Origin of the sequence: Paludibaculum fermentans (assembly GCF_015277775.1) — a bacterium.
Classification (GTDB): Bacteria; Acidobacteriota; Terriglobia; order Bryobacterales; family Bryobacteraceae; genus Paludibaculum; species Paludibaculum fermentans.
Genome location: NZ_CP063849.1, coordinates 1,670,699 through 1,683,608, shown reverse-complemented (window position 1 = coordinate 1,683,608; position 12,910 = coordinate 1,670,699). Strand labels below are relative to the sequence as shown.

11 protein-coding genes are annotated in these 12,910 nt (G+C 63.7%); 5 read left to right on the top strand and 6 right to left on the bottom strand.

Annotation, left to right across the window (positions count from 1 at the left end; translation table 11 throughout):
- Positions 1–12: 12 nt before the first annotated feature.
- Positions 13–879 (top strand): universal stress protein, encoded by an 867-nt coding sequence (locus IRI77_RS06640; RefSeq protein ID WP_194451286.1) that lies wholly within the window; start codon positions 13–15, stop codon positions 877–879.
- Here the strand turns inward: IRI77_RS06640 and IRI77_RS06635 are convergent.
- Entirely contained in the window at positions 876–2,177 is a 1,302-nt protein-coding gene (locus tag IRI77_RS06635) for an acetyl-CoA hydrolase/transferase family protein (protein WP_194451285.1), read from the bottom strand. The two genes, IRI77_RS06640 and IRI77_RS06635, sit on opposite strands and share 4 nt — an antisense overlap.
- Positions 2,178–2,234: 57 nt before the next feature.
- On the opposite strand from IRI77_RS06635, the gene IRI77_RS06630 reads away from it, so the two are divergent.
- Positions 2,235–3,164: a pentapeptide repeat-containing protein gene (locus IRI77_RS06630; RefSeq protein ID WP_194451284.1), complete on the top strand. Its 930-nt coding sequence runs from the start codon at positions 2,235–2,237 to the stop codon at positions 3,162–3,164.
- An 8-nt stretch (positions 3,165–3,172) separates the two neighbouring features.
- On the opposite strand, the gene IRI77_RS06625 is transcribed toward IRI77_RS06630, so the two are convergent.
- From IRI77_RS06625 to IRI77_RS06605, 5 genes are all read right to left on the bottom strand, one after another.
- On the bottom strand, positions 3,173–5,680 hold the full coding sequence (locus IRI77_RS06625) for a hypothetical protein (protein ID WP_194451283.1): 2,508 nt from the start codon (positions 5,678–5,680) through the stop codon (positions 3,173–3,175).
- 111 nt (positions 5,681–5,791) lie between these two features.
- On the bottom strand, positions 5,792–6,901 hold the full coding sequence (locus IRI77_RS06620; protein WP_194451282.1) for a heparan-alpha-glucosaminide N-acetyltransferase domain-containing protein: 1,110 nt from the start codon (positions 6,899–6,901) through the stop codon (positions 5,792–5,794).
- Between the two features lie 3 nt (positions 6,902–6,904).
- Positions 6,905–7,561 (bottom strand): LolA family protein, encoded by a 657-nt coding sequence (locus IRI77_RS06615; RefSeq protein ID WP_194451281.1) that lies wholly within the window; start codon positions 7,559–7,561, stop codon positions 6,905–6,907.
- A 47-nt stretch (positions 7,562–7,608) separates the two neighbouring features.
- Positions 7,609–7,944 carry a hypothetical protein gene (locus tag IRI77_RS06610; protein WP_194451280.1) on the bottom strand — a complete coding sequence of 112 codons (336 nt, stop codon included), beginning with the start codon at positions 7,942–7,944 and terminating at the stop codon, positions 7,609–7,611.
- A gap of 66 nt (positions 7,945–8,010) precedes the next feature.
- Complete coding sequence (locus tag IRI77_RS06605; protein WP_194451279.1) at positions 8,011–8,532, bottom strand: Fur family transcriptional regulator; 522 nt, start codon at positions 8,530–8,532, stop codon at positions 8,011–8,013.
- A gap of 94 nt (positions 8,533–8,626) precedes the next feature.
- Here IRI77_RS06605 and IRI77_RS06600 point away from each other — a divergent pair, with 94 nt between their 5' ends.
- The 3 genes from IRI77_RS06600 to IRI77_RS06590 all read left to right on the top strand — a co-directional run bounded on the left by IRI77_RS06600 (position 8,627) and on the right by IRI77_RS06590 (position 12,888).
- Positions 8,627–9,106, top strand: a complete 480-nt coding sequence (locus IRI77_RS06600; RefSeq protein WP_228486626.1) for an RNA polymerase sigma factor — start codon at positions 8,627–8,629, stop codon at positions 9,104–9,106.
- On the top strand, positions 9,103–10,425 hold the full coding sequence (locus IRI77_RS06595) for a hypothetical protein (protein WP_194451277.1): 1,323 nt from the start codon (positions 9,103–9,105) through the stop codon (positions 10,423–10,425). Before IRI77_RS06600 ends, IRI77_RS06595 begins: the two co-directional genes overlap by 4 nt.
- Before the next feature lie 66 nt (positions 10,426–10,491).
- Positions 10,492–12,888 (top strand): VIT and vWA domain-containing protein, encoded by a 2,397-nt coding sequence (locus IRI77_RS06590; RefSeq protein ID WP_194451276.1) that lies wholly within the window; start codon positions 10,492–10,494, stop codon positions 12,886–12,888.
- Positions 12,889–12,910: the final 22 nt, after the last annotated feature.

The window sequence follows — 12,910 nt, the reverse complement described above, 5'->3', positions numbered from 1 at the left end:
GGGAGGCGCGTTATGCCGCTCGGCGATGTTGTTGTTCCGGTCGATTTTTCGGAAAAAAGCGAAGGGGCGGCGCGCTACGCCGAAGCAATGCAGCGCCGCTTTGGGAGCAAGGTTTCCCTGTTGCACGTGCTGCCCGCTCCGCACTACGAGTTCGGAGCGATGGAAGTGGGCGGCAGTGTTCTGGAGGACTTGTTCCGGAGCCGGGTGGAACAGGCTGAGCAGGATCTGAAGTCGTTTCTGGTGGGAGAACTCCCACCGGAATCGACAGAGCGGCTGCTGCAGGAGGGGGATCCCGCGACGGAGATCATCAAGCTGGCGCACGAACGCGGCGCCGGCCTGGTTGTGATGCCGACACACGGCTACGGGACCTTCCGCCGGTTCATCCTGGGTTCCGTCACCGCGAAGGTGTTGCACGACGCGGATTGTCCTGTGTGGACGGGCGTACACCTGGAGTGCGACGCGGTGGATGCCTTGCAGTGGAAGCGGATCGCGGTGGGCATCGACATGGGGCCGCAGAGTGAACGCGCACTCATGTGGGGCAAGCGGTTTGCCGAGCTGGCCGGCGCGGAGCTCACCGTGCTCCACGCCACTCCAAACCTCGAGGGCTATGCCGGAGAATACTTCGACCCCAACTGGCAGAAGCACATGGAATCGGCCGTGCGGGAAGAGGCGGCCGAACTGATGGGGCGCGTCGGCGTGCAGGCTCCGCTGCTGGTTGCCTGTGGTGAAACCGCGTCGACCGTGTGCGATTTGGCGCAGGAGGCGAAAGCGGACGTCCTGGTGATTGGACGCGGCTCAGCGGCAGGCGTCTTTGGACGGCTGCGGGCAAACGCCTACTCGATCATCCGGCAGTCGTGTTGCCCGGTGGTGAGTGTTTAGCTTTTCTGGAACATAACGGCGGCCTCGCGCTGCAATTCCGCCTGGAACCTGGGATCGGCGATCCCGATCAGCGCTTCAGCGCGCTGGCGCAGGTTGCGGCCATGCAGGTTGACCGCTCCGAATTCGGTGGCCACCCAATGCACGTCCGCGCGGGAAGTCACGACGCCGGCTCCGGGCTTGAGGCGCGGGACGATGCGCGAAAGCGCCCCGTTCTTGGCGGTCGCGGGTAAGGCGATAATCGGCACGCCGCCTTTGGACCGCGCGGCTCCGCGGATGAAGTCGACCTGCCCGCCCACACCGCTGAACGGAATGGAGCCGATGGAATCCGAGCAGACCTGGCCGGAGAGATCAACTTCCAGTGCGGCGTTGACGGCGACCATGCGGTCATTCTGGCCAATCACATACGGATCGTTGATATAGCGGTTGGGCAGGAACTCGAAGACCGGGTTGTTGTCGATGTAGTCGTAGATGGCGCGCGTGCCGAGGACGAAGCTGGTGACAGCCTTGTGCGGGTGGAGCGTCTTGCGGTCGTTGGTGATGACGCCCGCTTCGAAGAGCGGAATGATGCCGTCGCTGAACATCTCAGTGTGGACGCCGAGGTGTTGGTGATTCGAGAGACTGGCGAGGACCGCCTCGGGAATGCCGCCGACTCCGATCTGGATAGTCGCACCGTCGGGGATCAGCGCCGAAACATGGGTGGCAATGGCGCGGTGGGCGGACGTGACTTCGCCTTGCAGGAAGTCCGGCAGTTCGTGGGTGGCCTCGACGATGGCGTGGCACTCCTCGACATGGATCATGGTGTCGCCGCAGGTGCGCGGCAGGCGCGGATTCACCTGCACGATGAGGTGCCGGGCCTGGCGGGCGGCGGTGAGGGAGATGTCGATGTCGGTGCCCAGGCTCATGTAGCCGAAACGGTCGGGCGGAGTGCACTGGATCAGGGCGACGTCGATAGGCAGGGTTCCATTGGAGAAGAGGCCCTCGATCTCGTGCAGGAACACGGGGATGTAGTCGCCGCGGCCCTGCTGCACGGCGCAGCGTGTATTGCCGCTGACGAACAGGGCGTTGTGGCGGAAGTTGCCGCAGTAGGCCGGGTCCGTATACGGAGCATTGCCGATGGTGATGCAGTGCAGCACCTCCACGTCCCGCAGCCGGGCGGAGTGGCCGCACAGGGCATCCAGCAGGGGCAGGGGAGCCGCTGCGCCCATGTGAACAAAGACGCGCTGGCCGGATTGCACGGCTTCGAGCGCCTGGGCGGCGGTGCGGCGGCGGCTTTCGTATTCGGATAACCAGTTCTTCATGTTTGTTGTTCCCAGAAGCGTTCAACAAGTACGTCTTCATACCGATGAGCAATTTGCATGCCAATGAGAATTGCGGGACACAGCACGGACAACGAGGATCGACCGGTGTCGATGGAGCGGTGGCAACAGGCTTTGGGGCCGCACGAACTGTGGCTGGAGCAGCGGCCGGGTGGAACGCGGGCTGTGCTGGAGCACCTGAACCTGGTGGACCTGCAGGCTCCGCTGGTGCGGCTGCGCTCGGCCATCTTCCGGCACCTGGAGATGCCGGGGTCCGATTTCAACGGCGCCAACTTGGCGCGGGTGGAATTTGAAGAGTGCGACCTGTCGATGTCGAACCTCTCTTCCTCTGACCTGACGGGCAGCGTGTGGCTGAAGTCGCGGTTGAACGATGCCAGTTTGTCGGCGGCCAATCTGTGCGAGGCCGAGATGCAGACGGCCAGCCTGCAGCAGGTGAAGGCGCCCGGATCGCGCTGGCTGGAGGCCCGGTTGTCGCGGTGCGATTTCACGCAGTGCGTCCTGCGGCAGGCGTCCCTGCACCATGTCTCGCTGATGGAGTGCGCGTTTGTGGAGAGCGACCTGGAGGCTGCGCTGTTCTACAAGGCATCCCTGCAATTCTGCCGCTTTCGCGAGACGCGCGCACTGGGGGCCAACTTCACGGGCTCAAAGCTCGAGCGTTGCTCCTTTGACCACTGCCTGCTGGACAACGTGAGATTCGCGCAGACATCGCTGCGGGGCACGTCGTTCCGCGCCTGCAGCATGCGCGGCGCGGATCTGCGCGAAACAGACTTGGGCGGCTGCGCCTTTCAGGGGACGAAGGTGGAGGGGGCGCGTTTCCAGAGCGCCAAGACGTTTGGAACGGACTTCCGCGGTGCGAATCTGCGCGGAGCGCGCGAGTTGACTCCGCAACAACTGGGACAGGCACGTACTGACGAGACGACCGTGCTGCCGAATGGCACGCCGGGACCGTTCAAGAAGAACGGCAAGTAGCGTCCGTGCTACTGGTTCGGCTGCTCGGGCTTGATGGCTTGGGACTGCGCCTGCTGGGCCGGAGGAGCCGGCGTTTGCGCGGCCTGCGGCGGTTTGGCGGGCTGGGCCGGCGGACGGATGCGCGTCGGCCGAGCTTTCTCCTCACCCCGCAGCCAGACGAAGAGTTGGGTTTGTTCCGCAGTGGGCGGCGGCAGCGGGATCTCCAGGGTCTGCTTAAGCCCTTCGCCGTTCACGGTAAGGGGGAGCCCCGGGACGGTGACACCCTCCTTGTCGCTCCAGCCGGCTTTCTCGATCGTCTCCAGGTTCTGGCCGGAGAGCGTCGCGCCGGGGGTGAGACCCTCGGTGGTGACGGTGAGCGATTCGACCCGCGGCAGCCGGATCACCCGGCCGATCTGATAGACCTCGGATTCGCTCTCGTTGCCGTTCAGGATGGTGGCGCCCAGGACGCACCCGTTCAGCCAGATGCCCGTATCGAACGACATAAACAATTGGCCGGGCGCAAGTTGCTGTAGGCTCATCTGGCCAGACCGTTCGCCCAGGCGCAGGGTGACCACGGCGGAGTTGGGTTGGGCACAGGTGAGTTTCACCACGCTGTTCGATTGCAGGTGGTCGGCCTTGATCATGCTGCTGAGCAGGACGGAACTGGGCAGTTCGCCGCGATCGAGCTGAACGTCGGTGGAGGGCAACTGCGACACTCGCAGTTCGTTGATGCGCGGGCGCGGGCCGACAATGCGGACGGCATCGGCGAAGGTGAGCGGCTCGGTGCGTCCGTTGGTGAAGGCCCGGACGGCCAGGCTGGTGCCGGCGTCAATATCGGTAGCCATGCGCAGAATCACGCGGCGGCTTGTGGAATCGGACGACGGCGGGGCCAGTTCCGCCTTACCGCGGGAGACTTCGATGCCGGTGATCAGGTCCAGCCGGTGGCCGCGCAGGGTGAACTCCGTGTAGCCCGTGCCCTGGCTGAGGGTGACCGGGAAGTTCTCCACCTGGGGCGGGGCAGGGAGCACCTGCAGCGGCACTGGGTGAGCGCGTCCATCGACCTGGGAGAGCAGCAGTTTGTAGGGGCCGGGATCCATGTCGATGGTGTTGAGCTGAATGTCCATGCGATCCTGCTGCCCGCGTCGGATGCCGTTGGGGAGGACGAACGGCACGGCGTAGGGGGAGGCGAACTTGTCGTTTACCTTCACGACTTCGATCTTGTTCACGAATTCGAAGTCCGCGCCTTCCAGGGTGAGCGGGACTTTACCGGTTCGGGCGACGAGCAGGTCCTGCGAACTGGGGGTGAGCCGGGCGGCCTGGAAGTCGGCCAGCGGCCGGATGAGGACGTCACCGCGAAGCTGGAACGGATCCCAATCCCAGCGGCCGGCCAGCTTGTACTTGCCGGGCTTGAGGTTGGAGGGAAGCTCGATTTCCAACTGCTTGGGATCGTTGAGCTTGTGGACGGTGACGGGGATGGGCAGGCCAGTCTCCGGCTCCAGTGCCCACGTGCGGGCGCGGTCGATGAACTTCCACTCCTCGTCGGAGGCGGTTACCGGCAGGGGAGATTTGACGCCCGGAGGCAGGACATTGGCTTCCTTGACGTAGATTTCCGGAAGGGTCAGGTTGGGCAGGCGGGCGGCCCAGAGGTAGGCGACCTTGGTGTGCGGCGCGGCGGGATCGATGCGGCCACAGAGACCCATGGCATCGCCGGGCATCGTCTGGGAAAGCAGGGAGCGGAATTCCGCTTTGGGGAACGCGATGGACCGCAGTTCCAGGACCATCGCGGTGCCGCCGGCGGCCAGGCCCACGGGGCTGCCGAAGAACAGGGCGGCGACGGAAGTGGCCAGGCTGGCGGTCTGTCCCACCTGCTGGCTGGCGCGCGGCGCGATGGGGTCGTAGTTGGCGATGGCCGGGTTCAAGGTACGAAACAAAGCCATGGCCTGCTGGTTGGGCGGCGCGTTCTTGTCGATCTGGACGTTGATGCCGAATTGCGACGAGAAGCCCTGCAGGGCGGACTGGACGAGCGCGGAGGACGAGTTGGGGGAAGAGAGCGCGGAGATGAGGGCTTCTGTTTGAGCGGTCTTCTCGGCGTACTCGGCCAACTGCGCCACCAGTTCGTCGTCGCGCGAGAGGAAGTTCTTGATCTTGCCTTCGTTCAGGCCGGATGGCCCATATACGAAAGCCACGACGCTGACGCGCCACGGCACGGTCCATTCCTGAACCTGCTTGGCGTCCTTGGGCTCCAGAATGAGCAGCTTGCCGCCGGTCGCCTGGCGGTTGGCCGGGACCAGGACAATGGACACCTTGCCCTTGCGCTCCTCGCCGGAGCGCAGGATGGGGCGGTATTGGAGGCGGTCGCCTTCCTGGACGCGGTTGATGGTGCGCAGCGGGAGCGGTTCGGCATTGCCGGCCGAGATCACGCGCAGGTCGACGTTTCCGATGGGCGCGCCGGCCGGGCAGACCAGGGGCGGCATGGGTGCGGCACAGGCCAGGATTGACGCGCCGGTAAGGACGAGCCACGGAAGGCGGGAGATCACCTTCCAATTGTAGCCATCTCTAGGACTTGCGGGCATCCAGGTTCCTCATGCGCGAGATCCTCCTAAGGATGGACGGACGAGGCGGGGTGCAGCGTTGCGGCGAAGTTGAGATCAATCGCCGGTTGCCTGGTCCGGAGTCATGGAGCGCCAGGCATTCCACTGCTGGCGGAACCAGACATGGAAGCCGGGCCCACCCTTCCAGCCGGTGCGGGCGACGCTGAGAGTGATCATCAGCGTGATGACGGAGGCGGCCATCGCGACGGTCTGCGGGACGGTGAGCGATTCCTTCCAGAAGCCGAACCAGCGGCCGTAGACGAGCTCGGTGTGAACCCAGTAGACGAGCAGGGAAGTGCCGCCGAGTTGGCGGACAAAGCTCCAGCCGGGGTTCATGAAGGTGGTCCAGAGGTAGGCGAAGCTGGCGAGCAACAGAATGACCCCCATCTTGATGAAGATCAAGCCGGGGCTGTTCACCCAGAAGTCCGAGTTGGAATATACGGAATAGGGCAGATTGGAGAAGTACTGAGCTCCGAAGATCATACCCAGTCCGGCGAGCGCGGCCCACTGCATGACCCGCTGCATATCGGCGTCGGCGGCCATGCGCAGGATGGAGCCGGCGCTGAGGCCGAACGCGATAAACGCGGCCCACGGGAAGAAGGCGAAGAAATTGGAATCCGGCACGAACCAGTGGCGGGCGAAGGGATGCACCCAGTCCAGGTTGAGCGCGCTGATGACCGGGGCGGCGCAGGCGATGGCCAGGCCACTGATGGCGGCGAAGCGGATGCGTTCGCGGGTGTCGAAGATGGCCAAGGGGGCCAGGACTGCGATGCCCAGGGCCATGCAGTTGAGGATGTCGACGCGGAAGATGTCGGTCCAGGGGCTCTGGCCGAAAGCGAAGGCCCACATCTGGAAACGGAAGGCGATGGCAACGGCGAGGAGGTAGCCGGCCCGGCGCAGGGCGGCGGTGGTGCGCTGCCAGCCCGAAAGGCCTTTGCGGCAGCCGGAATCCATCAGAAAACCAAGCGTGACGCCGGTGAGGAAGAGGAAAACCGCGGGTGTGAGGCCGCCACAGAACTGCGAGAGCGTATACGGCCCATCTGCGCGTAACTCCTTGCTGGTGAAGGAGTGGAAGACATGGCCCTGCAGCATGATCATGGCTGCGAAGCCTCGTGTCCAGTCCAGAAACGCGAGCCGTTGGCCGCTCCTGCTAGTCGAATTACCCATCGCTTACTTTTGCGGCGTCTCCTTCTTTACGCCTTTCGGCAGCTTTAGCCGTACCGATTCATCATTGATTGGAGGATTGACTTTGATGTCGGTGTAGACGAAGAGGACGTAGTCGTTGGACGGCTGGTGCGCCTTCATCTGCACGGTAACCCCATCGGCTTGGGAGACCCAAACCTCAAAATGGCGGAAGGCCTTGCGGGCCTCTTCCGAGTTCGGTACGAGATCGAGATGGTCCGACTTGACGCCGTTGACGGTTTCAGTGCCCAAGTACTTGACGGCGTAGCTCTTTTTGATCTCACTGCCGGGTGTACCGAAGCCGAGCAGGAGGAACTGGTCTACGAGGGAACTCTGCTTGCCAAGATCGTATTCCTGGACCACATTGGCCTTGGGCATATAGATCTGGGCTTTCTTGTTCTGAAAACCAACGGCGTGGGCCTCTGGTTTGTTGAACTCAATCAGCACGCGCATGTCGCGCGGCTTGGGCCGGAAGAGAGTCATTGTGCCGCTCTCGACCGTGGATTCCTTGATGAGTGCGGTATAGGAAGTCTTGCTGAGCGAGGCGGTGAGACCGCGAAAGCCAACCGCTGCCTTGTCCATGCGGGCCAGCGCTTCTTCTAAGGTATTCGCCTGGGCGGAAGCGCCAAGCAGGAGTGCGGCCATGAACGGGATGGCAAGTCTGGGGAGGGGCGAAGAGGAATGGTAGGAGTTCACTGTTTCACGATGACCATGAAGCCCCGGACTTCCTGCTCGGCGTCGTAGAAAGGCTCGACACGCGCCACATTCAGTCGTTTTCCGGTTCGGGCAGCCAGCAGGTCAGTCGCTACTTTGGGGCGCATCGCTTCAGGGGTATCGGCCAAGAGTCCGGTTTCTATCCAGTAGATGATGGCCCCTTGTTCAGAGGGCATCTGGACTATGCTGGCGGGCCGGGGCTGATCCTTGAAGACGTCCCGGGGCACGCCGAAGATGAACAGCAAGATCAGCGCGACGGCAATGTCGTAGGGACGGCTCCCGCGCGGGAACTCCCAAAAGATCAGACGCTTCATTACTTCCAGAACCAGTGTAACATCCCGCTGGCTCACTTATTTAGATGGCGGGATCTAGAGAGAGTTTCAGGAACTCTTACGTTTTGTGGTTTTTTCTACTACTTCAGGCTGGCGGGCGGCATCCACTTCCTGCAGCCTCAACACCTGGCAGTGGGCGCAATAGCCGCCGATTTCGGTGCGGGCGATGATGATCTGGAAGCCGAAGTGCGCTTCCACCTGGCGGCGCAGGCGTTGCAGCGGATCGCCGAAGAACTCTTCCACCTTGCCGCAGCGCAGGCAGATGATGTGGGCGTGTTCCTGCTTGGTCCGGGTCTCGTAGAAGTGCTGGTCCCCGGTGTGGTGCATGAGGTCGAGCTCGTCGACGAGTCCGCCTTCTTTCAGCAACTTGAGAGTGCGGTAGACGGTAACTCGATTGAGCTTGGGATCCCGCTGGTGGGCCATCTGGTAGAGCGTTTCCGCGTCCAGGTGCTGGCCCGACTTGTCCAGCAGGTCCAGGAGGAGCTGGCGCTGCCGGGTCAGGCGGATTCCACGCTGCTTCAAAGAGTCTTTGGCTATTCCGGTTCCGGCGCCGTGGGCTGCTTCGGGCATCAATAGGACCTCAGACCAACTTTACCATGAGCCTCCGCTTCGACTATCTTGGCAGTGAGCCATTTCAGTGCCAGCAGACGAGACTCTCGGCGTTTTGCGTGAAAGGATTTTCCACTTCGCGGCATCACGTCTATCGAGGGAGGCCGCGGAAGACGTGACGCAGGAGACGCTGCTCGTGCTCCACGAAAAGTACCCGCAAGTGGCGGAGCCCGCTGAACTTCTGCCCCTGGCCTTCCAAATCGTGCGCTTCAAGATGTCCAGCGCGGTCAGAAAAGCGGTACGGCGCGGCGAGCACACGGCGGTGCCGGTGGACGAGTTGCCGCTGCCCAGCCAGGGTGACGATCCGGAGCAGGCGGCCTCGCGCGCTGAGCTGCGCCGTCAGTTGCTGGAGGCGATTCGCGGCCTGGGCGACCGCTGCCGGGACATCTTCCGGCTGAAGCTGATGGGCCGCAATTTTGAGGAGATCCGGGTCCACTTCGAGGTGGATTCGATTAACACGATCTATACGTGGGATTCGCGCTGCCGGAAGTCGTTGCTGGAGCGGCTGGGCGGGCGCTGGGAGAGATCGCGATGAACCAACGCTTCACTCCCGAACAGATTGAGATGCTGCTGGGCGGCTATGCCACGGGCACGCTCACGCCCGAAGAAAACAAGGCGCTGATGGATGCGGCCCTGCACGACCAGCGGCTGTTCGATGCGCTGATGGACGAGGAAGCCCTGCGCGAGACCCTGGCCGATGGCGATACGCGGGCGGCGCTGCTGGCGGCGCTGCGTCCTGTCGAAAAGGCCCGGGCCTGGTGGCGGGCTCCGTGGCCCTGGGCGGCGGCGGCGACGGCCGTGGTGGCGCTGCTGGTGTTGTTGGTGGTGCGGAAGCCTGCTCCCACGACGGAGTTGGCGCAGGCGCCGGCGCAAGAGAAAGTCCAGGAGATCGCCCAAAATCTGCCCAAGCCCGAGCCGGTCGCCTCATCTGTCGCAACTCCGAAGACCCTGACGGCAACGCCCGAGGCTCGCAGCGTGAGCGACCGGTTGGAGAAACAGGACCTGGCGGACAAGCGCGTTGGCGTCGGAACAGGCACGATGCAGCCTGCCACGCCAGGGAATGCACCACAGCCTGTGAGGGAACGAGCGGAGCGGGATCAGGCGCCACGGGGCGTAGCCGGCGGCATCCCGGGCGGTGCCCCTGGCGGTGTGTTCGGCGGTATCATCGCGCCTCCGACTAATCCGGTGGAGCCGCTCATCGTACAGCGCTCGTATGCCTCGGCTCCGCCTCCTCCACCACCTTCGCCACAGCCTATCCGGCAGCAGGAAGCGAAGAAGGCGGCTGACGAGGCGCTACGTGCGACAGCAGCGACAGAGAGTGTCACGATTTCGCCCACGGTCGCCGTGCCGGAGGTCAGCGCCCGGAAGGGCGAACTGGCCAAGGCAAAGGCGGCCGTCGAGCCGTTGCAGCTTGCCCTGGCGTTTCTCCAGCCGGATGGAACCTGGCACGATGTGGCCGTTGGGGCCGCGGTTCCTTCGGGCCGCGGCTTGCGGCTGACCGTGACGAGCGAGCGTAGCGGGATGATCTCGCTGACCCCACCGCTGGCGCCGCCAAGGGCGATCCAGGGCGGGACTCCGCTGGCGTTGTATCTGCCGCCCCGTGAAAAGGGCGAAGTGCCGCTTATGGTTTCAGTGAGCGACACGCAGGCCGCGCCGTCACAGGAGTCTGCGTCGCGTGCGGACCGCCGGTCAAACGAGACGCGTTCGCGCGCCAAGCGGCGTGTTTCGGCGATGCCGGCTCCACCACCGCCTCCTCCGCCGGCTCCTGCCGCGCTGGCTGCCGGCGGACAGGCCCAGGGAGCGTTGACGGCCACTGGGCCGCTGGTGCGTTCGATTCTCCTGAAAATCGAATAAATCGCTGAAAGGATCGGCGGCAACACGGCATTTCCCGGGTGCAAGACACTTTGAGGAGTTTGCCCGATGCAAAAAGCCGACATCACACTCGTCGCGGCCACCCTGATGGGCGCCGCCCTGATTCTCTCCGGCGCCGGCGGCCGGCCCACCCCACCCAAACCAGCGGATCGAGCGGTTGCCAATGGCGAAGTGAGCGAGGGATCGTTGATCCGCGTCGATCCGTATAGCAAGCATACGGGCGAGCTCTGCCCGTTGAAACACACCGACGTCAATGCGGAGATCTCCGGCTTCCTGGCCCGCGTCACCGTGACGCAGGAGTTCGAGAACTCCACTCCGGACAAGATCGAAGCGATCTACACGTTTCCATTGCCGCGCATGGCGGCTGTGGACGATATGACCATGCTGGTGGGCAGCCGGACGGTGAAGGCGCAGATCAAGCGGCGGGAGGAAGCCCGGCAGATTTACGAGCAGGCGCGCGATCGCGGCCAGGTGGCTTCGCTGCTGGAACAGCAGCGGCCGAACATCTTCACGCAGTCGGTCACCAATATCGAGCCGGGCGCGAAAGTCAAGATCGTCATCAGCTATGTCGAGACGCTGAAGTACGACGAAGGTTCCTACGAGTTCTCGTTCCCGATGACGGTGGGACCGCGCTACAGCCCGGCCAGCATGAGCCAGCAGGAGGCCCAGGCGGTGACGCCGAAGTATGCTCCGCCGGAGACCAGGGCAGGGCATGATGTCTCGTTGAAAGTGAAACTCGACGCCGGTGTGGCGATCGACAGCTTCAGCTCGAAGACGCACGAAGTGGCGCTGGACCGGCGGTCGTCGCATGAGGCGGTGGTCACACTCAAGCAGAATGCAGTGATCCCGAACAAGGACTTCGTCCTGAAGTACGACGTGGCCGGCGCGAAGATCCAGGATGCGGTGCTGACACACAAGGCGCAGCGCGGCGGGTTTTTCTCGCTGATCCTGCAGCCGCCGGAACGAGTGACGCAGGAAGACGTCACGCCGAAGGAACTGGTGTTCGTGCTCGACACCTCCGGTTCCATGAGCGGCTTCCCGATTGAGAAGGCCAAGGAGACGATGCAACTCGCGCTGGCCGGTTTGTACCCGCGCGACACGTTCAACCTGATCACCTTCGCCGGTGATACGCACATTCTGTTCCCTCAGGCGGTGCCGGCCACTCCAGAGAATCTGAGGCAGGCGCGGCGGTTCCTGGCTGGGACTTATGGCAGCGGCGGGACGGAGATGATGAAGGCGATCCGGGCGGCCCTACAATCGTCCGGCGATCCAGAGAAGGTGCGGATCGTTTGCTTCATGACCGACGGCTATGTCGGGAACGAACCCGAGATCATCGCGGAGATCCAGCGCAACTCGAATGCGCGGGTGTTCAGCTTCGGCATCGGCAGTGCGGTGAACCGCTACCTGCTGGACAAAATGGCCGAAGTCGGGCGCGGCGAAGTGGAGTATGTGGCGCTGAACGATGATGGCTCCGCGGCGGCGCGGCGTTTCCATGAGCGCGTTCGCAATCCGCTGTTGACCGATGTCACGATCGACTGGCATGGGCTGCCCGTATCGGACATCTATCCGAACCGCATTCCGGATCTCTTCAGCGCGAAGCCGGTGGTGCTGAGCGGCCGCTATTCGAGCGGCACCAGCGGAACGATCACGCTGCACGGGCGGATGTCGGGGCAGCCTTTCTCGCGCAATATCCAGGTGAATCTGCCAGCGCAGCAGCCGGAGCACGACGTGCTGGCCACGCTGTGGGCGCGGACGAAGATCGAGGACCTGATGCATCAGAACCCTCAGAATCCGGACGTCCAGGAAGTGACGAGGCTTGGACTGGAGTACCGGCTGATGACACAGTACACGTCGTTCGTGGCAGTGGAAGAGAAGACAGTGACCCGCGACGGCAAACCGGTGCGGATCGAGGTGCCGGTGGAGATGCCGGAAGGCGTAAGCCACGAGGGCGTGTTTGGAGCCAGAGGGGACAGGGCTGAGGCCATGATGTTGCAAGGGCGCGCCCGGCTCGGCATGGCGAAAGGTGCAGGGTATGCGACAGGGACCGCCGGCGGGGTGCCTGGTGGAGCGCCTGGGGGCGTCATCGGGGGCATCATCACTTCCCGGAGCCAAGCGTCTGCGCCTCCTCCTCCTCCGTGGATGCCTGCGACGAAGCCGATGCCTGGGGCTCCTGCCGATGAGCTCAGGAAAGAGAACGACTCCAAGATCGACGCGCACCTGCTCTCGGCCGAGGTGAAGCAAAAGGCCGTGGGCGGAAAAGTCGAAGTGGAAATCTGGCTGACTGAAGCCACGCCCGAGGTGCTGGAGCAGTTGAAGAAGCTTGGCTTCGAGGAGACGAAGCCGTCGAAGGTGGCGAAGATTCGCACAGGACGCATCAGTTTGGATAAACTCCAAGAGTTGTCCCGGCTCGACGCCGTCCTAAACGTTCGGGCCGCCACAAACTGAGCCTATTCCGACCCCCTGGCCC